The 18,969-nt window shown below is 59.8% G+C and carries 17 protein-coding genes; 1 reads left to right on the forward strand and 16 read right to left on the reverse strand.

Translation table 11 applies throughout. The features are described from left to right. Nucleotides 1–46 precede the first annotated feature (46 nt). The 15 genes from C6366_RS15260 to C6366_RS15330 all read right to left on the reverse strand — a co-directional run bounded on the left by C6366_RS15260 (nt 47) and on the right by C6366_RS15330 (nt 15,663). Nucleotides 47–676, reverse strand: a complete 630-nt coding sequence (locus tag C6366_RS15260; RefSeq protein WP_107739473.1) for an NUDIX hydrolase — start codon at nt 674–676, stop codon at nt 47–49. 71 nt (nt 677–747) lie between these two features. Further along, nucleotides 748–984: a hypothetical protein gene (locus tag C6366_RS15265; RefSeq protein ID WP_107739432.1), complete on the reverse strand. Its 237-nt coding sequence runs from the start codon at nt 982–984 to the stop codon at nt 748–750. Nucleotides 985–1,282: 298 nt separating this feature from the next. After that, complete coding sequence (katG, locus tag C6366_RS15270) at nt 1,283–3,478, reverse strand: catalase/peroxidase HPI (RefSeq protein ID WP_107739434.1); 2,196 nt, start codon at nt 3,476–3,478, stop codon at nt 1,283–1,285. A 62-nt stretch (nt 3,479–3,540) separates the two neighbouring features. Then, on the reverse strand, nt 3,541–4,023 hold the full coding sequence (locus C6366_RS15275) for a Fur family transcriptional regulator (protein ID WP_107739436.1): 483 nt from the start codon (nt 4,021–4,023) through the stop codon (nt 3,541–3,543). A 137-nt stretch (nt 4,024–4,160) separates the two neighbouring features. Continuing rightward, nucleotides 4,161–4,808: a hypothetical protein gene (locus C6366_RS15280; RefSeq protein ID WP_107739438.1), complete on the reverse strand. Its 648-nt coding sequence runs from the start codon at nt 4,806–4,808 to the stop codon at nt 4,161–4,163. A gap of 165 nt (nt 4,809–4,973) precedes the next feature. Next, nucleotides 4,974–6,713: an aldehyde ferredoxin oxidoreductase family protein gene (locus tag C6366_RS15285; protein ID WP_107739440.1), complete on the reverse strand. Its 1,740-nt coding sequence runs from the start codon at nt 6,711–6,713 to the stop codon at nt 4,974–4,976. A 214-nt stretch (nt 6,714–6,927) separates the two neighbouring features. After that, nucleotides 6,928–7,401 carry a ferritin family protein gene (locus tag C6366_RS15290; RefSeq protein WP_107739442.1) on the reverse strand — a complete coding sequence of 158 codons (474 nt, stop codon included), beginning with the start codon at nt 7,399–7,401 and terminating at the stop codon, nt 6,928–6,930. Between the two features lie 53 nt (nt 7,402–7,454). Next, nucleotides 7,455–8,312: an FAD/NAD(P)-binding protein gene (locus C6366_RS15295; RefSeq protein ID WP_233248529.1), complete on the reverse strand. Its 858-nt coding sequence runs from the start codon at nt 8,310–8,312 to the stop codon at nt 7,455–7,457. Next, nucleotides 8,309–9,379, reverse strand: a complete 1,071-nt coding sequence (locus tag C6366_RS15300; RefSeq protein ID WP_107739444.1) for a 4Fe-4S dicluster domain-containing protein — start codon at nt 9,377–9,379, stop codon at nt 8,309–8,311. Before C6366_RS15300 ends, C6366_RS15295 begins: the two co-directional genes overlap by 4 nt. Next, complete coding sequence (locus C6366_RS15305) at nt 9,379–10,335, reverse strand: 4Fe-4S dicluster domain-containing protein (protein ID WP_107739446.1); 957 nt, start codon at nt 10,333–10,335, stop codon at nt 9,379–9,381. The genes C6366_RS15300 and C6366_RS15305 overlap by 1 nt, the downstream gene beginning before the upstream one ends. Before the next feature lie 11 nt (nt 10,336–10,346). Next, nucleotides 10,347–10,805, reverse strand: coding sequence for a hydrogenase iron-sulfur subunit (locus C6366_RS15310; RefSeq protein WP_107739448.1), 459 nt, complete (start codon nt 10,803–10,805; stop codon nt 10,347–10,349). After that, nucleotides 10,793–12,751, reverse strand: coding sequence for a CoB--CoM heterodisulfide reductase iron-sulfur subunit A family protein (locus C6366_RS15315; protein WP_107739450.1), 1,959 nt, complete (start codon nt 12,749–12,751; stop codon nt 10,793–10,795). Before C6366_RS15315 ends, C6366_RS15310 begins: the two co-directional genes overlap by 13 nt. 32 nt (nt 12,752–12,783) lie before the next feature. After that, a complete protein-coding gene (locus C6366_RS15320; RefSeq protein WP_107739452.1) occupies nt 12,784–13,728 on the reverse strand; it encodes a CoB--CoM heterodisulfide reductase iron-sulfur subunit B family protein in 945 nt (314 codons plus the stop codon). Then, nucleotides 13,728–14,282 (reverse strand): 4Fe-4S dicluster domain-containing protein, encoded by a 555-nt coding sequence (locus C6366_RS15325; protein WP_107739454.1) that lies wholly within the window; start codon nt 14,280–14,282, stop codon nt 13,728–13,730. The genes C6366_RS15320 and C6366_RS15325 overlap by 1 nt, the downstream gene beginning before the upstream one ends. A gap of 199 nt (nt 14,283–14,481) precedes the next feature. Next, nucleotides 14,482–15,663, reverse strand: coding sequence for an iron-containing alcohol dehydrogenase (locus tag C6366_RS15330; RefSeq protein WP_107739456.1), 1,182 nt, complete (start codon nt 15,661–15,663; stop codon nt 14,482–14,484). A 730-nt stretch (nt 15,664–16,393) separates the two neighbouring features. Between C6366_RS15330 and C6366_RS15335 the strand changes: the two genes are divergently transcribed. Next, entirely contained in the window at nt 16,394–17,983 is a 1,590-nt protein-coding gene (locus tag C6366_RS15335; protein ID WP_107739458.1) for a methyl-accepting chemotaxis protein, read from the forward strand. A 50-nt stretch (nt 17,984–18,033) separates the two neighbouring features. Here C6366_RS15335 and C6366_RS15340 read toward each other — a convergent pair whose 3' ends face one another. Continuing rightward, on the reverse strand, nt 18,034–18,798 hold the full coding sequence (locus C6366_RS15340; protein WP_107739461.1) for a metallophosphoesterase: 765 nt from the start codon (nt 18,796–18,798) through the stop codon (nt 18,034–18,036). Nucleotides 18,799–18,969 lie beyond the last annotated feature (171 nt).

Genomic DNA, 18,969 nt, shown 5'->3' on the forward strand with positions numbered 1-18,969 from the left:
CCGTCGGGAAGAGTGGCGCGGGGTTGGACAAGGACCATGACCGCGATCAATCGAATGCGGCCGGGCGGGTCGGGTCCGCAAGATGACGACGGACCTCCGAGAGGTGGATGTGGTTGGTGCGGTGCTCGGAAAGCGGCGGCAGGTCTTCGAAGGGGAAAAAGCCCACGTCCGAGGTTTCGTCGCTGGCAGAGGGTGCCCCGCCGGTCAGTTCGCACAGAAACAATACTTTGTAGGCGTGAAAAAACTCCATGGGCCGACCAGCGCGGTTGGCGTCGTACACGCCGACCAGCCGGATCGGCTTGGCCTCGTATCCGCTTTCCTCGAAAATCTCTCGGGCGATCATGGCCGACGGGTACTCACCCACGTCGGCCCAGCCGCCGGGCATGGCCCATTTGCCGTCGGTCCGCTCCCGGACCAGCAGGATACGGTCGTCCCGGACCACGGCCCCGCGCACGTCCACCTTGACCGTGGCGTATCCGGGCTGAACCAGGAACGTGCGCAGGATATCCTCCGTCTCCAGACAGGTCCGACTGGCGACCATTTCCGAAGCCAGCTCCAACAGGCGATGATAGCGGATACGTTCGTAGTGAGTCTGGGCAAAGGCGAGGCCGGTCTGGCTCAGGGCTTGAATCTCCCTGGCCCACTCCAGCCAAGGGGTGAGTGGGTCATGTTCCATGGCCTTGACGATACAAAAAAAACTCCCCGAGAACAATCGTTCCCAGGGAGTTTGAGCGGGGAAGCAAGAGGCTAGAAGCCACGGAAAGCCAGCATATTGAACGGCTTGTAACCGCCATCCACGTCTTCGGCATAGCGGCAACCCAGTGGAGAGTCGCCGGGCTTGTATTTTATGTTCTCATTGGATCCCTTGAAGACCGCGCACTCATTGTTTTCACAGACCAACAGCGCCCCCCAGCCGGAATCCGGCGGTCCAAGGGTCGCGGTCAACGCAACCCCGCAATGGGGGCAGTAACGATTTTCGGACATTTTTCAGAATCTCCTTACGGTTTGGTTGATAAAGGGATGTTCTAGACTTTGTAACGCAAAACGCGTCCTGTTCGCCGCAAGCCTTGCAACCACGAACAACAACGCTCGTCAAGCATGTTCGAAAAAATGAGATAAGACCGATCTCCCAAATGACAAGAACCGAATGTCCCACGGGCCACCGATGCAAGAGGGAAAAAGATCAGTCGTCGTCCCGCCGGGCCTAAGCGCCAGGCTTGGCGGGACGACGATCATTTTTTCAACGTAGCCGGAGAAGCTCACGAAGGCGGCTAGGTCGGGATCATGTCAAGTCGAACCGATCCAGATTCATGACCTTGGTCCAGGCCGCAACGAAGTCGCGAACGAACTTCTCCTGGGTGTCGTCCTGGGCATAGACTTCGACCAGGGCGCGCAATCGCGAGTTGGAACCAAAGATCAGGTCCACCCGAGTGGCGGTCCACTTCAGGTCTCCGGACTTGCGGTCCCGGCCTTCGAAGGCGTCCCGCGCCTCGGACGCGGGCTTCCACATTGTGCCCATGTCCAACAGGTTGGTGAAGAAATCGGTGCTCAAGGCTCCCGGCCGGTTCGTGAACACGCCGTGGGCCGATCCTCCGACGTTGGCTCCCAGCACCCGCAACCCACCAACGAGGACCGTCATTTCCGGCGCGCTCAGGGTCAGCAACTGGGCCTTGTCCACCAGCATCTCTTCGGCGGACACGGAATACGCCTTCTTCTGATAGTTGCGAAAGCCATCGGCTTCGGGTTCCAGCAGGGCGAAGGATTCCTGGTCGGTCTGGTCCTGAGAGGCGTCCGTACGGCCCGGGGAAAAGGGTACCTCCACGGCATGTCCCGCGGCCTTGGCCGCGGCCTCGACCCCGGCGCATCCGGCCAGGACGATCAGGTCCGCCAGGGAGATTTTCTTGCCGCCGGACTGGGCCGCGTTGAACTCCTTCTGGATGGATTCCAGCACGCCCAGTACCTTGGCCAATCGGTCCGGCTGGTTCACGGCCCAGTCTTTCTGGGGCGCCAGACGAATCCGCGCGCCGTTGGCTCCGCCGCGCTTGTCCGAGCCTCGGAAGGTGGAGGCCGAGGCCCAGGCCGTGGAGACCAATTCCGCCACGGACAGGCCGGAGGCCAGAACCTTCGCCTTGAGGTCGGCTACGTCCTTGGCCTCGATCAGGGGGTGATCAACAGCCGGAACCGGATCCTGCCAGATCAAGTCTTCGGACGGGACTTCCGGGCCGAGGTAGCGAGCCTTGGGGCCCATGTCCCGGTGGGTCAGCTTGAACCACGCCCTGGCGAACGCATCCGTAAAGCCTTCCGGATCGTTCAGGTAGCGCCGGGCAATGGGTTCATAGATCGGGTCGTAACGCAAGGACAGGTCCGCCGTGGTCATCATCGGTCGGCGCTTCTTCAAGGGATCGTGGGCGTCCACGATCATGTCCTCGTCTTCCACATCCTTGGCCAGCCACTGGTTCGCGCCAGCCGGGCTCTTGACCAGTTCCCACTCGTACTTGAAGAGCACCTTCAGATAGCCCATGTCCCATTTTGTCGGGTTGGGCTTCCAGGCTCCCTCGATACCGCTGCTGATGGTGTCGCCGCCTTTGCCGCTGCCAAAGCTGCTCTTCCAGCCGAAGCCCTGCTCTTCAATCGGGGCAGCTTCTGGTTCAGGGCCTACGTGGTCGGCAGATCCCGCGCCGTGGCACTTGCCAAAGGTGTGACCACCGGCGGTCAATGCCACGGTCTCTTCATCATTCATGCCCATGCGGGCAAAGGTTTCCCGCACGTCGCGGCCCGAGGCCACCGGGTCGGGGTTGCCGTTCGGACCTTCGGGGTTCACGTAGATCAGGCCCATCTGCACGGCGGCCAACGGATTTTCCAGGTCACGATCCCCGCTGTAGCGCTTGTCGCCCAGCCACTCGCCCTCGGAGCCCCAGTAGATATCCTCTTCCGGTTGCCAGATGTCCTCACGTCCGCCGCCGAAGCCAAAGGTCTTGAAACCCATGGACTCCAGCGCGCAGTTGCCCGCAAGGATCATCAGGTCGGCCCAGGAAATTCTGTTGCCGTATTTCTTCTTGATCGGCCAGAGCAAACGCCGGGACTTGTCCAGATTGACGTTGTCCGGCCAACTGTTGATGGGCGCGAAGCGCTGGTTCCCGGTGCCCCCGCCGCCGCGTCCGTCCGCCGTGCGGTAGGTGCCCGCGCTGTGCCAGGCCATGCGGATCATCAACCCGCCGTAATGACCCCAGTCCGCTGGCCACCACTCCTGGGAGTCGGTCATCAGAGCGACGAGATCCTTTTTCACCGCGGCCAGGTCGAGCTTCTTGAACTCCTCGGCGTAGTTGAAATCCGGCCCCAAGGGGTTGGAGGCCGGGGCGTGCTGGTGCAGAATGTCCAGGTCCAGTTGATTGGGCCACCATTCGCGATGCGACGTGCCTTTGGCGGCCGGATGGTCGTGCGTCTTGCCCGTGACGGGGCATTTTCCTGTTTCACTCATACTGGAAACTCCTTTTGTTCCATGAACGGTTGAGGTTCTGATAACGATTTGGTTGCCATCTCCTACGAACCGATTGTTTCCGTCTCTTTCCTGGATGCGGTTTCCTGACAGGCCCGACAGACCCCGAAAAAATCCACGCGGTGCATTGTGACCCGAAAACCGGTCTCCGCGCTGACTTCCCTGGTCAGGTCCGTCAGGCCGCTCAACTCCGGATCCAGAATGATCTTGCACTTGGTGCAGATGACATGAGGATGAGGATAGGGCTTGTGTCCGTCATACCGGTTGCTTCCGTCGGGAAAACCCAGTTCCAGCACTTCTCCCAGATCCCGAAGCAGGGCCACGGTCTTGTAAACCGTGGCAATGCTCGTGGTCGGGAAGTCCCGGTGGACCTGCGCGTAAATCCGCTCCACCGAGGGATGCCCGTTGCTGGAAGCCAATATCTTGAGCACGGCCAACCGCTGCGGGGTCAACCGAAAATCACGCTCTTTGAGCCGGGCGGTCATCTGCTCAAGGCGCACATTGGTCCTCGAAAGTGGTTTCTCCATGACACATCCCATTTTGCGAAAACATTTCTTTATGGATAATCGTTATCCGCAAAAGCGTCAAACTGTTTTTCGACAGGGTGGCTTGCTACCCAGGAACCCTGCCTTGATAATATCCCCAAAGCTGGGGGGATGGAGCGTTACGGCTGGACGGCCGTTACTCTCAGAGCGACGTCGCCCTGGGGGAGCTGCCAAGAATCGAGGGATGAGGACGTGACGGGCAAGGGCGTGCCGTTGAGGACAACGTTATGCAAGTGCTCAAAAAATTTCGGGGGTTGGGATTTTAAAAACTTCAAAAGATATTCCGAGGCGACAAATATCCCCTGGTGCAGAAACAACCCGGCAAGCTCACGGCCTACGGCATTGTAGAGGCGAACTTGCAGGCGAAAAGGCTGTTCTTCCGTAGGGTCGGTCGTGTTCTCCCTTGACTGGGAAATCCCCTCGCGCATTCTGCTGTAATAGCCGCCCCGGCGCATTGTCGCTCCCACCAGGCCAGGCATGGCCGCGGACAAGGCCAAACGCGAGGAGGGCACAATCATTGCCCGGTCCAGATCGTCAATGGCCTTCCCGTTGAGGAATATCGTCTGCAAGTACTTTTCCGTATACACCCCGCAAACGCCGACCAGTTCACACAAAAACTCCCTGAGCGTACAGGGTTTGGGCACGGGCATGTCAAAGCCCTGGAGAAGAATGCCGAACCATTCCGGGGCATCGTGCTCCATTACGATCAGAGGCAGATTGTCCAATGTTTTGTCATAGGGTTCAGGATAAGGAGCGGTGTACGGCATGGCTGATTTCTCCGAAGTCAGGCTTGGAAATTGACGTTAGATGCGGCAACCATGCCGCCCTGCCACGCAAATTAGCAAATGAAAAAAGCGGATACTGAACAGAACAGCAACACCCCGGGAGGCTGGCCGCTTCCCGGGGTGCCAAACGAAAGACCGTTCTTGCGTTTAGAAGTTGTAGACGCTGTCCAATTCTTCATTGGACACGTCGAACACGACATTGTGGGGGGCGAGGGGCTCGCGGGAGAAGTACCGGGGCAGACGGTCATGCTCGGGACCGAAACCAGCCTTCTTGTTGAATTCTCGCTCCATTTTCAGGATCTTCTGACCCAGGGCGACCACGTCGTCGCCGGTCATGTTCAAGCCGTACATCTGGTTGATGGAATCGACCATGGCGTTGAAGGTCTCGGGCTGATCCAGAATGGCGAAGGCGATGAACAGGCAGTAGCCCGTTGCGTCCAAGGCCGCCGTCGCCACCTGCAGGTTCCGGGACAGTTCGGCCTGGCCTTCAGGCTTGAGCGGATCGACATCGCCGCCGACCTTGAGAATGTTCGTGGCCACGGCATAACCTGCCGTATGGTCAGCTCCCTGTGTCGTGGTGGCGTAGGTCACCCCAATGCCCTTCACCGCGCGAGGATCGTAGGCGGGCATGGCCTGGCCTTTGACCACCGGAGCATGCTCAAGGCCGTAGCAGCGGGCCGTGGTGGCGGCGCCTGCCCCCAGGATGCGGCCCAGCGGAGTGCCCTTGCCCACTTCGTGGACCAGTTTGATGGCCCCTTCGGCGTCGCCGAACTCGATCACCCCGGCTTCCATGGCCACGCCGATGGTCACGCCCATTTCAATGGTGTCCAGGCCGTAGTTGTCGTCCAGGTAGTCCAGCTTGGCCACCACGTCCAAATCGTCGATGCCGCAGTTGCCGCCGTGGGACCAGACGGTCTCGTATTCCGGCTGCTTGGTCATGTAGTTGCCGTCCTTGTCCGTGTAGATCCCGGAGCACTGGATGGCGCAGCCGCGATGACAACCGTGGGTGGCCTGGCCGCCTTCGCGGTTCTTCATGTTCTCGGCCTGGAGTTCGCCGGACAGGTTCTGATGGTGCTTGTAGCGGCCTTCACGGAAGTTGTAGGTGGGGTAGCCGCCGGCTTCGTTGAGCACGTTGGTCAGGACGTTGGTGCCGTATGTCGGCAGGCCCTGGCCGGTGACCGCATGCTGCTTCAGCCCTTCCACGAACTTGCGGTTGGCTTCCTTGAAGCCTTCCGGGTTCACGGGCTGACGCATCTTGGTGTTGGAAGCGTCCACAACGATGCATTTGATGCCCTTGGAGCCCATGACCGCGCCGACACCTCCGCGTCCGCAGTGCCGGGTGGGCCGGAATTCCGGGTCCGTCACGGCAATGGAGGAGTTGGAAAAGCGCATTTCCCCGGCCGTGCCGATGGAGATCACGGAGACCTTTTCCCCGTAAACAGGCTTCAACTTGTCGATCAGATCGTAGTTGGGCAGCATCTTCAGTTCGTTGGCCTTTTCGATCTTCACGCCCTGATCGTCGATGAACACTTTGTACATGTCGTCGCCCTGGCGCTCACCTTCCAGGATCACCGCTGCGTAGCCAAGGCGTCCCAAAGCCTGAGCAGCGGTGCCGCCGGCATTGGATTCCTTGATGGTACCGGTCAGGGGGCTCTTGCAGCCCACGGAAAGCCGGCCGGATGAGGAAGCCGCCGAGCCGCTCATCAGACCAGGGGAGATAACCAGCTTGTTTTCCGGCCCCAAGGGGTGACAATCCGCCGGAACTTCCTTGTACACGACCATGCTGGTCATGGCCCGACCGCCCATGCCCGCGTAGTCGCCCACCGGCTCGACGGTGGCCTTGGGACCACCCTGCGCGCCAACATCAATGCGTAAAATCTTGTCCATCGAAGAACCTCCTTAGATATGTTATGCCTGCATGCAAAAACACCCAGCCAATCGCCAAATCGCCGATTATATCCGTCCAACCGTTCGAATTTACGTCCCGATCATAGGGATGTAAACCAGTGAAGCAGGTACCGTCCCGAGTCACCGTGCCCGGCTCAAACGCAAATCATTCCATCAGACCGTCCCAGCACCTAGCGAGTTCGTGTCCAGCCGCTTACGACGCCAGCATCTTCGAGAGCTGGCGCAGGTGCGAGCGTTCCTCGTCGATGCACTGCTGCACGAACGTCTTTTCCGAATCCGGTACCAGCTCCTTCATCTCCATGAAAAACAGAATCGTGTCCTTTTCAAAGCCCATGGCCAAGCGAATGGCCTCGTGCTCGCTCGAAGCTTCGGCCAACCGTTTTTGCAGTTCCGGAGAAAAGATCGAGTGGGAATCGATAAGGGCCTGCAAGTACATCCCGTACTCTTCCGTCGTGCTCCAGGCCGGCAGTTCGATCTTGCCCAGCCTGTCCTTGAGCTGCTGGAAAATTTGTTCGTGCCGGGCTTCTTCCTTGGCAAAAAACAGAAAGAAGTCCTTCACGTCTGGGTTCTTTGCCGCCTGAGCCGCGCTGACGTAAAAGGCCTGTCCTTCTTGTTCGATGGTGACGGCGGCTTCGGCAATCTCGACCGCCTGAAAAAATCCCGCCATAATTTTTCTCCTTGGTTCAAATCCGTCGCGAGCCGAAACCAAGCGCGCCCGGATCAAAGTTCATTGGGCAGTTCGCGCAATTGTTCGTAGGTAAACACCGGCCCGTCCACGCAGACGTATTTCGTGCCGATGTTGCAGCGTCCGCAGATGCCCACGCCGCATTTCATGCGCTTCTCCAGGGTAGTGACGATCTGATCATCCTTGAAACCCAGCTTCTTCAAAGCCTGAAGGGTGAACTTGATCATGATCGGCGGGCCGCAGGTCACGGCCACGGCTTTTTTGGGTTTGGGGGCCATGTCCAGCAGCACGTTGGGGATCAGCCCCACCTTGTGCTCCCAGCCCTCGGCCTCCCGGTCGATGGTCAACACGGTCTCCATGTCCTTGCGCTCCAGCCATTCGGGCAGTTCGTAGCTGAAAGCCATGTCCTGGGGGCTGCGTGCGCCGTACAGCACGCTGATCTTGCCGTAGTCCTCGCGGTTGTCGAGCATGAACAGCAGCAAGGTGCGCAGCGGGGCCATGCCGATTCCGCCGCCAATGAAGACGACGTCCTTGCCCTTCATGGACTCGTAAGGAAAGTGATTACCCAGCGGGGCGCGCACACCGATCCGGTCGCCCTTGGACAGGGAATGTAGCTTGGTGGTCACCTCGCCGGCGCGCATCACGCTGAACTGCAGGTACTCCTTGCGCGTGGGCGGGGAGTTAATCACGAAGGTGGCCTCGCCGATGCCGAACACGGACAACTGACCTACCTGTCCCGGCTCGTAGTGGAAGTTTTGCATCCGCTCTTCGCTGCCCAGGACGATCCGGAAGGTTTTGATGTTGTGCGTCTCCTGGATCGTCTCAATGATTGTGCCGATCTCCGGCAGATAGGGATTGGCCATCAGAGGCGAATGTTTCGGATTCTGGTTCATTTCGCGGCCTCCTCGACAGCCGGTGGTTGATGGGCCATGGCCTTGGCCACGATTTCCCGGATGTCCACGCTCACCGGACAGCTCTTGATGCACCGGCCGCAGCCGCAACAGGCAATGATCCCCTCATGCAGGGCCGGATAATAGCTGAACTTGTGCCCGACCCGATTCTTCAGGCGATGGGCCTTGGTCGGGCGGGGGTTGTGGCCGCTGGCTTCCATGGTGAACTGAAAGGACATGCAGTTGTCCCAGGAGCGCACCCGCCGACCGGTCAATCCGGAATTTTCGTCGGTGATGTTGAAGCAGTAACAGGTGGGGCAGAGATAGGTGCAGGCCCCGCAACTGATACACTTAGCCGAGACGTCTTCCCAGAAGCCCATGTCGTCGAACAACGCCAGCAGTTTATCCTTGGCCGGGCCGAAATCTTGGGGATCGCCCATGTCTTTCAGGGCCTGCTCCCGCAGCTTCTTGGCCTGGGCGGCCTTTTTCTTCCCGGCCGCAAGCAGGGAGCTGCCCAGCAAGGTTTCTCCCTTCTTGCTCACCGCCTCCACCACGTACCCGTCGTCCAAGGGCGTCAGGAGCAGGTCCGAACCCGCGGCGTCCCCGGGAGCGGAGCCCACGCTGTGACAGAAACAGGCGTTCTCGGCTTGAAGGCAGGCTATCGTGGCGAACACCGTGGCTTCTCTGCGAGCCAGATAGTAAGGGTCTTTATATTTCGCGCCGTCGTAGACCCGGTCAAAAACCAGGAACCCCCGAGCACCGCAGGGCCGGGAACCAAAAACCAGGGTCGGCTCCGGGGTGATGGTCGGCAGCAGTTCCACGTCCACCTGACCCAGATCTTCGGGGTTCTTGCGGTAGTCGTAGCGCAGCAGATCCTCGCTGGCCGGGAAGACGGCGCTTTTGGGCGGGGCCGTTGCCTCCTGGCCCATTTCCACATTTTGGCCCGGGACATACGGGGCAAAGACCATCGCGTCGCCTTGTCTGGTCGGAGCGAGCACCCGCATCGTCGCGGACAATTCGTCCAGCCAGGCCGTCAGCTTGTCGTTTGCTATGAATTTGGCCTCGGCCATCACCAACCTCGCTCGTTGATGTTCTCCTCTTCCACCTGGAAGGAGAGCAATGGCGGTATTGCGTTGGGATCAACACCGGCATCGTGGTTGAAGACTTCCTTGATTTCCTTGTTCAGCTTGCGCTTCAGCGCCAGAATCGGGATGTCCACCGGACAGGCCCGCTGGCACTCCCCGCACTCCACGCAGCGCCCGGCCAAGTGCATGGCGTGGATCACCTGGAACATCCATTTCTCCCGAACCGCGTCCTCCTGGGTCACCCAGTGCGGATCACGACTCTGGGCCACGCAATGGTCCCGGCAGACGCACATCGGGCAGGCGTTGCGGCAGGCGTAGCAGCGGATGCAGCGGCTCATTTCCTGCTTCCAGTGCTCGAACCGGGCTTCCAGGGGTTGGGATTCAAAGGCCAGGACGTCGGGGTAGTCGTCGGTCGCGGCATGGGCTTCCCGGGGCGTACCCGCGAAATGGTCGTGGACCAGGGCGTTGGGAAAGCGGCAGCGCGTACACTTGTCCGCCAAAACGTCGGCCAAGGCCATCTGCTGCTCCTGGCCGTCCAGGGTCAATTGCAATTCCGAGGATGATGCCTTGGCCTCCTTGACCCTGCCGATGTCGCCGATATGGCGGCGCAGCTTGGTCAGGTCCACCACTCCGTCGCAAGGAAAGCCGAAGACCACCACGTTTTCGCGGTTGATCAGTCCTTCCTGCTGCAACTGAATCACGGCCCGGCTGTCGCAGCCCTTGACCACCACGCCGACCTTCTTGTTCTTCAGGCCGGTGAGATAGGTCGCTGTGTTGTGTACGGCCAGGGGCCCGATTTGCAGCCGCTCCACGTCCTCAGCCGCGCGGATGAACAAGGGCGTGGCATGCAGCGCGTCGTAGCCCCGTTCCCAGCCGATGACCATGTCCAGCTTCGGCAGTTGCGCCGTTATCTGTTCCTTGAGTTGCGTGAGAATCGTCACTGTTGCGCTCCTTAGCACGCCGCCGCGGTTGCCGGGTTCTGTTCGTGGGCCAAGCCGAACCGGGGAGCCGGGCCGAGCTTGTGAATCTGCTCCGTGAAGGTGGTCACCACCTTCTGCCACCGCTGCCCTTCGGACGCGGAAACCCAGGTGTACTCGAACCGGTCCGGATCGATGCCCATGGTCGGCAAAAGCCGCTTGAAGACTTCCAGCCGACGGCGGGCGTAGAAATTGCCCTCGGCATAGTGGCAATCCCGGGGGTGACAGCCGGAGACCAGAACACCGTCCGCCCCGGAGAGCAGCGTCTTGGCCACGAACAAGGGGTTGATCCGACCCGAGCAGGGCACGCGGATGATCCGCAGGTCCGTGGGCTGGGTAAACCGCCCCACCCCGGCCGTGTCCGCCCCGCCGTAGGAGCACCAGTTGCACAAGAATCCAACGATACGAAGTTCTTTTCCGGCTAGAGCTGACATAAGGCGTTCACCTCGGCGAGAATCTGGTTGTCGGTAAAGTGGGAAAGCTGGATCGCGCCCTGAGGGCAAGTTGCGGTGCACAGCCCGCAGCCCTGACACACGGTTTCAATGACCTCGGCCTTGGGCTCGCCCCGGAAGTCCACCTCCTTGATCGCGCCGAAGGGGCAGACCTGGATGCACTTGCCGCAGCCCACGCAGCGCTTGATGTCCACGAAGGAGATCATCGGGTCGTTTTCCAGCTTGTCCTTGGCGAACAAGGCCAGAACCTTGGCCGCGGCGGCGCTGCCCTGGGCCACGGAGGCCGGAATGTCCTTGGGCCCCTGGCACGCGCCAGCCAGGTACACCCCGGCGGTGTTGGTCTCCACGGGCCGCAGCTTGGGGTGGCTCTCCATGAAAAAGCCGTATTTATCGTAGGAAATGCGAAGCTTCTCGGCCAACTGCGGCGCGCCGACGGCGGCCTCGGCTCCGGCGGCCAGGACCACCAGATCGGCCTCGACTTCCACCTGCGTGCCCATCAAGGTGTCCGCGCCCCGGACCAGCAGCTTGTCTCCCATTGGATAGATCATGGAAACCCGGCCCCGGACGTACTGGGTGCCGTATTCCTCCATGGCCCGACGGGTGAACTCGTCGTACATCTTCCCCGGCGCACGGATGTCCATGTAAAAGACGTAGGAGGTGGAATCCGGGATGTGGTCCTTGGTCAGGATGGCCTGCTTGGCCGTGTACATGCAGCAGAATCCCGAGCAGTAGGGCCGATCCACGCTCTTGTCCCGGGAGCCGACGCACTGCACGAAGACGATGGTTCTGGGCTCCTTGCCGTCGGAAGGCCGCTTGACGTGCCCGCCCGTGGGGCCGGAGGCCGAGAGCAGCCGTTCATACTGCATCCCGGTGATCACGTCCGGCAGACGGCCGCCGCCGTATTCGCCGTATTTGCTGATGTCGAACAGGTCATACCCCGTGGCCGCGACAATGGCCCCGACGCTTTCGCTGACGATCTCTTCCTGCTGATCGAAGACAATGGCCTGGGTCGGACAGACCTTGGCGCAGATTCCGCACTTGCCCTTGGTGAACTTGATGCAGAACTCCGGGTCGATCACGGCCTTTTTGGGAATGGCTTGGGGAAAGGGGATGTTGATGGCCGTGGTCGTGCCCACCTGTTCGTTAAAGCGATCCTTGGACTTCTTGCTTGGACACTTTTCCATGCACAGCCCGCAGCCGGTGCACAGATCCCAATTCACGTAGGGTGCCTTGCGCTTGATCTTGACCTCGAAGTTGCCCACGTACCCGCCGACCTCCTCCACCTCGGACATGGCGTAGAGCTGAATCTTGGGGTGCTGGGCCACGTCCACCATCTTCGGCCCGAGGATGCAGCTGCTGCAGTCAACGGTGGGAAAGGTCTTGTCCAGCTTGGCCATCTTGCCGCCGATGGTGGATTCGCGCTCCACCAGGATCACTTCCCGATCCCCGTCGGCACAGTCCAGGGCGGCCTGGATACCGGCCACGCCGCCGCCGATGACCAAAACGCGCTTGTTGATGTCGAACTGCTTGGCGAACAAGGGCTGATCCCGGCGCAGCTTTTCCACGGCGATGCCGGTCAGTTCGACGGCCTTGTTGGTGTTCGCTTCCTTGTCCTTGCCGATCCAGGAGACGTGCTCGCGGATGTTGGCCATCTCGAACATGAACCGGTTCAGCCCGGCCCGTTCCACGGTGCGCCGGAACGTAGGCTCGTGCATCCTGGGCGTGCAGGAGGACACCACAACGCCGTCGAGCTGGTGATCCTTGATGGCCTGGATGATGCCGTCCTGTCCCGGCTCGGAACAGGCGTACATGGTATCCGACGTGAAAACCACGTCGGGAAAGGCGCGAGCGGCCTCGGCGACCTTGGCCGCGTCCACCGTTCCACCGATATTGCTGCCGCAATGACAGATGAAAACTCCGATCTTCATGAACGTTCCTCCGGCTTCGCCTGTCGATGGAGCTAGGCGGCCTTGGCCTGGGGTGTTTGCTTGCCGGGCTCGCTTTTGGCTTCCCGCTCCCGTTTCTCGGCTTGTGCCGCGTGCATGGCGTCCAGAGCCAGTCTGGGGTTGACGCAAAGCTTGGACAATCCCAGTTCGCTCTGCGGAACACCCAGGGCCAGGCCGAGCAACTGCGTATAATAAAACACGGGCAGCCGGAATTCGCGGCCCACGGCGGCGGAGGCCTGTCCCTGACGCAGATCCAAATTCATCTGACACAGCGGGCAGGCCGTGACCACGGCATGGGCCCCGAGGTCCGCGGCCGCCTCCAGCAGCTTGCCGGAAAGCTTGGCCACGATGTCCTTGCGCGGAATGCCGAAAGAGGCGCCGCAGCATTCCACCTTCAACGGGAACGGCAGAACCTCCGCGCCCAGGGCGGCCATCAGCTTGTCCATGGCCGTGGGGTTTTCATGGTCGTCGAATTGCATCACCTCCGGAGGCCGGTTCATGATGCACCCGTAGTACGGGGCGAGCTTCAGCCCGGCCAGGGGCTTGTTCGGGAGCATCTCGGCCACGGCGTCGGGTCCCACGTCCTCGGCCAGGACCTGCAATACCGACTTCACCGGGGTGGAGCGGTCCACGGGCTTGTCCAGGAGCTTATTCACCTGGAGGCGAAACTCCCGGTCGCCCATCCGATGCACGGCGGCCTTCAGGTTGGTCAGACAACTCGGACAGGGCGTGATCACCGCGGCTGCGTCCAGATCCTCGGCCAGGGCCAGGTTGCGGGCCGCAAGAGCGGAGGAAAGCAGGTGGTCCACGGTGTGCGCCGGGGTGGAGCCGCAACAGCTCCAGTCCGGGATGTCCACGAGATTCACGCCCAGGGCGCGACAGACCGCCCGGGTGGAGGAGTCGTACTCCTGGGAGGTGCCCAGTCCGGAGCAACCGGGATAATAGGCGTATTTGGTCATTACCGGGTCTCCCTGAAGCGTTTGAAAATCTCGGCGACCTTGTCCTTGCCTTGAATTCCATGGGGTTTGAAGGAAAGCTTGCCCTTGGGCAGGATTTTCGGACCAAGATCCATGTCCGGCCAGAACCGACCGGTCTTGGCCACGTAGGCCGCCATCAGGCCCATTTCGAAGACGCGACCGTGCTTTTCCACGGAATTTAGGAAGGTGTCCCAAAAAATCTTGACGTTCTTTTCCGCGGCGTAGCCTTCCCGGCGGGCCATGTGCCGGAGCACGTCCATGATCCGGGCCACGTCGATTTCGTTGGGACAGCGGGTGGTGCAGGATTCGCAAGTGGCGCAGAGCCAGATGGACTTGCAGGACAGCAGGCGATCTTTCTGACCGGCTTGCAGCAGACGCATAACTTGGCTGACCGGTATGTCGTAGGCAAAGGTGTACGGACACCCGGCGGTACAGTTGCCGCACTGATAGCAGAGCCTGACCTTCTGTTCGCTCTCCGCTTCGACCTGGGAAATGAATTCGTGATCGCACGAAGCATGAATGTCGATGACTTCCATGTGTTCTCGGCTCCTTGGAGGGAGGGTTGGCGGGGGAATCAGATAGAGAGGAGATAGGACCCTTGAAAGCATCACAGGTAGCGCACCCGGACGAACTTCGTCAACGACCGGACCTCCTCGACATCTGAATCCGCGACTCCAAAACCAGGAAGGCCGGGCCAACAGCCCGACCTTCCTGGCCAAACCACAAAAGCGAGTCTTACAGCGCGGCCTCAAAAATGGCGGCCACGTCGGCGTCCTTGGGGCACCGGGGGTTGGTGAACCCGCAGGCGTCCTTCTGGGCGTTGCCGGTCATCACGGCGATGTCTTTCTTCTTCACGTCCTTGCCGTAGCGCTTGCCCAGCTCGATCAGGCCGGAGGGGATGCCCACGTCGGCGGAAAGCTGCCTAATGGCGTCCAGAGCTTTTTCGGCGGCGGCACGGGGGCTCAGGCCCTCGATGTTCTCGCCCATCAACTTGGCCATCTTGGCGAAGCGCTCAACCTTGGCGATCAGATTGAACTTCTCCACGTGGGGCAACAGGATGGCGTTGCACTCGCCGTGGGGCAGGTCGTAGAAGCCGCCCAACTGGTGAGCCATGGCGTGGACGTGGCCCAGGCTGGCGTTGTTGAAGGCCATGCCTGCCAGATACTGAGCGTAGCACATGCCTTCGCGGGCATTGATGTCCTGGCCGTTGGCCACGGCGGGACGCAGGTGCTCGAAGATCAGCTCAATGGCCTTTTCGGCGCAGGCGTCGGTCATCGGGGTGGCGATGGTGGAAACGTAGGCTTCCACGGCGTGGGTCAGGGCGTCCATGCCGGTGGCTGCGGTCAATGCCGGGGGCATGCCCATCATCAGTAGCGGATCATCAATGGCGATGCCGGGAGTAACGCGCCAGTCAACGATGGCCATCTTCACCTTGCGGGAGAGATCGGTGATGATGCAGAAACGGGTCATTTCCGAGGCTGTGCCGGCGGTGGTGTTCACGGCGACATAAGGAGGCATGGGCTTGGTGGACTTGTCCACGCCTTCAAAGTCGTGAATCTTGCCGCCATTGGCGATGACCAGACCGACGCCCTTACCGCAGTCGTGGGAGCTTCCGCCGCCCAGGGTGATCAGGCTGTCGCACTTGTTCTTCTTGTAGACTTCCACGCCGGCATGGACGTTGGCGTCAGTGGGGTTGGGGATGGTCTCGTCGTAGACCACGCAATCCATCTTGGCTTCCTTGAGCAGCTTCACGATCTGGTCGGTCATGCCGATGCCGGTGATGCCCTTGTCGGTGACCAGCAGGGGCTTGGTGCCGCCCAGGGCTCTGATCTTGGCGGGGATTTCCTTGTGAGCGCCGATGCCGATGAGGGTCACGCTGGGAATGAAAAAACCATAAACCTGTTCACGTACGGCCATAATGCTAACCATCCTTTTGGTTAAAGGGGAAAAGAAAAACAACATTCACTCTTGCTTTTCGCTGCAGCGACTGTTGGCGCATAGAAAGCAACTTCCAGGCCAACTTTTTTTTTCAATGATCATAATACGTTCAGGCCATTGCATGAAATGCCGCGTGCCTGTTGATGAGCGCATAAGCGGACATAAACGGAGTCATGACAAGGTCTTTGCGCCACACGACAAGATAAAGACAGCTATTTCAATATGTTGACGGAGCGTGTCAACTTGATACGGCTCAGCGTTTCGTGTGGGTCAATAAGACACGGCACTTGATTTCTTCCTTCTCAATATGCTTTCGCCGCGGAAATCGCCTTATCGCTACAGTGAAACTACCATGCCCAACCCCTGACGCAGTTAGGGCATATCGGAAATTTCTGACAAAACCAAAAGAATAGAAATCATTCATTTTCTCACTTTCTGGGAGATGAAGCGAACATGCCACAATGCCTTCCCCGTGAACCGGCCGGGCATCAAGGCCGAAAGAAATCCGCCCTCATGATCCCTGTACGCCTCGTGAATCAACTTCAATGGCCTTGGTTGCACCCGAAAATTTTGCTGTAGTGATAATTTTTGCGAATTTGTGCATTTTCCATGCAAACCGCATAATGGTATGATTTGTGCTTATAGAGCCCATTTACCCGCGATTTCTCACGCTTCTCCTTCAACACCTGCAACCCAAGGAGACCTGCAAATGGATACTTCGAAAATTGTCTTTCCGGCCATCCTGCTCGGCGGGATTGTTGTACTCGGTGGTGGAGGAGTCGCTTCATTGGTCGACGCATCGGGCCAGGCGGGAACCATCATGGCCACGGTTGCCGGATTCATCGCCCTGGTCTTGATAGGCGGGCCGCTGCTGCTCCAGAAGCAAGCCCTGGCTGAAGCCACGACCGAACTGGAAAAGCTTGCGCGGGGATCATTTCGAAAGAAAAAAATGGAGACCTGCCAGGGTGGCAAAACCCTTCCAGAATTGTTCGCCGCTCTAGAGGCCGCGGCTCACGCACTGAAACACGAAAAAGGAATGAACAAGGGCATCATCGAAGGCCTGCCCATGCCCTTCCTCCTGGTGGATACCAAGGAACGGGCTACGTTTTCCAACCAGGCCTGCATGGACATGCTCCAGATCGACGGCTCGCCGAAGAAACAGTACGGGAGGACCCTGGCCGAAATATTCTACAATGATCCAGGGCGTAAGACTTTGGTGGGCAAGGCCATGGAAACCGGCGAGGTGTTCAAGAACGTGGAAGTCACCATTCAAGGGCATAAGGGCGGTGTTCGGCATGTCCTGACAAATGTCTACCCCCTTTATGATCTGGACGGGGTTTGCATCGGCGGTTTCGGTCTGTACCTGGATATAACGGCCCTCAAAGCCAAGGAGGCTGAAATTTGCGAACAGAACGAAATCATCTCCCGGGCCGCTTCCCAGGCCACTCAAGTCTCTAACTCCATGGCTTCGGCCTCGGAAGAACTGGCCGCCCAGGTGGAGCAAGCCAGCCGGGGCGCCGAGCAACAGCGGGATCGGACCAGCGAGACGGCCACGGCCATGGAGGAAATGAACGCCACGGTCCTGGAAGTGGCCAGAAACGCCTCCCAGGCCGCGGAGGCGTCGGATCAGGCCCGGACCAAGGCACTGGAGGGCGCAAAGGTGGTGGGCGAGTCCGTAGCGGCCATCAACAAGGTCCAGCGCCAATCCGAGGAACTGAAAGCCAATCTTGGCCGCTTGGGACAGCAGGCCGACCAGATCGGCCGGATCATGACCGTGATCGAGGACATCGCGGACCAGACCAATCTGCTGGCCCTGAACGCGGCCATCGAGGCGGCCCGGGCCGGAGACGCCGGACGCGGGTTTGCCGTGGTGGCCGACGAAGTGCGCAAACTGGCCGAAAAAACCATGAACGCCACCAAGGAAGTCGGCCAAGCCATCACGGACATCCAGCACGGCACCAGGATCAACATCGAAGGCATGGACAAGGCCGCGGAGGCCGTAGCCGAGGCCACGGCCCGGGTCAACATCTCCGGAAAGGCCCTGAAAGAAATCCTGGCCCTGGCCGAGATGGCCGCGGACCAGGTCCGCTCCATCGCCACGGCCGCGGAACAGCAGTCCGCCACCAGCGAGGAGATCAACCGCGGGGTGGAAGACATCAACCGCATCTCCGCGGAAACCAGCGAGGTCATGAACCAATCCGCCCAAGCCGTTTCGGAAATGGCCCGGATGGCCGTCCAGTTGAACGTCATCATCGATGGAATGCGGGCCCAGACAAAAGGCGAATGTCCAGCGGATTGATGAATGCTCTTTCCTTCCAAATCAGAGAGGGCCGGTTGGCTCATCCCATCTCAATATTGCGGGCTGTCCGGGCGGATCAACCTAAGCTTCATCAGGATGCGCTCCATCAACGGCGCTGGAGGCCACGGAATTTCGTGCTCCACCATCGTGAACCGGAAGTCGGCGTCCAGCAGGCCATAACCCTGCCAAGCCCCGCACAGGCCGTAGTATTCAGTGGTCCCGTCGCGATGGACGAAAAACTTGTGGTGATGTCCGAACAGCCACAGCCTGGGACGAAAATGCGCCGCCAGCTCGTCGCTGCGGGGAAAGCCGGTGGCACCAAAAAAGTCCAACCCCTGCGTGTTCGGCACCCCTATGCCCACCGGGCAGTCATGGGTCAGGATGATTTGTACCTGGTCCGGGGAGATGGTCAGGCATTTGTCGATTTGAGCGTCGGTGATCACGGCCCCGCGCTGTGTGATCATGGCATCCATGTAGGCGGTGCCGCCAAGAGCCAAAAAGGCGTAGCCGTCGATTGCGTGGATGGTGCAGCGGGGCAGATAGATAAAGCAGTTCCGGTATTTGGCGACGATGGACTCCAGGATGCTGAAATATTCATGATTACCGTCGATGACGTACAGCTTCCTGGAGAAGGCGCATTTCCGCTTCCGGAAATACTCATGCAGATTGGTCTTGTAGATCCCAAAATCCCCAAGATGAATTACCGAGGAAATGGAATGGCCCAGGACGTTTTCCGCGTGCTCGATCTGCTTGTTGACGATGTCATACAGGAGTTTAACAGATTGAACGTCATTTTTTTTGAAAACGCAAGTGATTTCGGTGTGTTAAGTCGCCAATTCCTGTAAGACCCCACTGCTCACTCCGTAGCCCATGGCCTTCAGTATCTGGGCCTGGGCGTCGCTTGGTTCCTCAAGCTTGCGGGTCGCTTTTCGTGCCCCGGCATTCCAACAAAGACATGAATGGAGTGTGCGCATCTGCTGCATTGT

Origin of the sequence: Desulfonatronum sp. SC1 (assembly GCF_003046795.1) — a bacterium.
Lineage (GTDB): Bacteria > Desulfobacterota > Desulfovibrionia > Desulfovibrionales > Desulfonatronaceae > Desulfonatronum.

Excerpts from the sequence above, each read along its gene's own strand:
- C6366_RS15260 (WP_107739473.1), bottom strand. The coding sequence starts at position 676 with ATGGAACATGACCCACTCACCCCTTGGCTGGAGTGGGCCAGGGAGATT.
- C6366_RS15265 (WP_107739432.1), bottom strand. The coding sequence starts at position 984 with ATGTCCGAAAATCGTTACTGCCCCCATTGCGGGGTTGCGTTGACCGCG.
- katG (WP_107739434.1), bottom strand. The coding sequence starts at position 3,478 with ATGAGTGAAACAGGAAAATGCCCCGTCACGGGCAAGACGCACGACCAT.
- C6366_RS15275 (WP_107739436.1), bottom strand. The coding sequence starts at position 4,023 with ATGGAGAAACCACTTTCGAGGACCAATGTGCGCCTTGAGCAGATGACC.
- C6366_RS15280 (WP_107739438.1), bottom strand. The coding sequence starts at position 4,808 with ATGCCGTACACCGCTCCTTATCCTGAACCCTATGACAAAACATTGGAC.
- C6366_RS15285 (WP_107739440.1), bottom strand. The coding sequence starts at position 6,713 with ATGGACAAGATTTTACGCATTGATGTTGGCGCGCAGGGTGGTCCCAAG.
- C6366_RS15290 (WP_107739442.1), bottom strand. The coding sequence starts at position 7,401 with ATGGCGGGATTTTTTCAGGCGGTCGAGATTGCCGAAGCCGCCGTCACC.
- C6366_RS15295 (WP_233248529.1), bottom strand. The coding sequence starts at position 8,312 with ATGAACCAGAATCCGAAACATTCGCCTCTGATGGCCAATCCCTATCTG.
- C6366_RS15300 (WP_107739444.1), bottom strand. The coding sequence starts at position 9,379 with ATGGCCGAGGCCAAATTCATAGCAAACGACAAGCTGACGGCCTGGCTG.
- C6366_RS15310 (WP_107739448.1), bottom strand. The coding sequence starts at position 10,805 with ATGTCAGCTCTAGCCGGAAAAGAACTTCGTATCGTTGGATTCTTGTGC.
- C6366_RS15315 (WP_107739450.1), bottom strand. The coding sequence starts at position 12,751 with ATGAAGATCGGAGTTTTCATCTGTCATTGCGGCAGCAATATCGGTGGA.
- C6366_RS15320 (WP_107739452.1), bottom strand. The coding sequence starts at position 13,728 with ATGACCAAATACGCCTATTATCCCGGTTGCTCCGGACTGGGCACCTCC.
- C6366_RS15325 (WP_107739454.1), bottom strand. The coding sequence starts at position 14,282 with ATGGAAGTCATCGACATTCATGCTTCGTGCGATCACGAATTCATTTCC.
- C6366_RS15330 (WP_107739456.1), bottom strand. The coding sequence starts at position 15,663 with ATGGCCGTACGTGAACAGGTTTATGGTTTTTTCATTCCCAGCGTGACC.
- C6366_RS15335 (WP_107739458.1), top strand. The coding sequence starts at position 16,394 with ATGGATACTTCGAAAATTGTCTTTCCGGCCATCCTGCTCGGCGGGATT.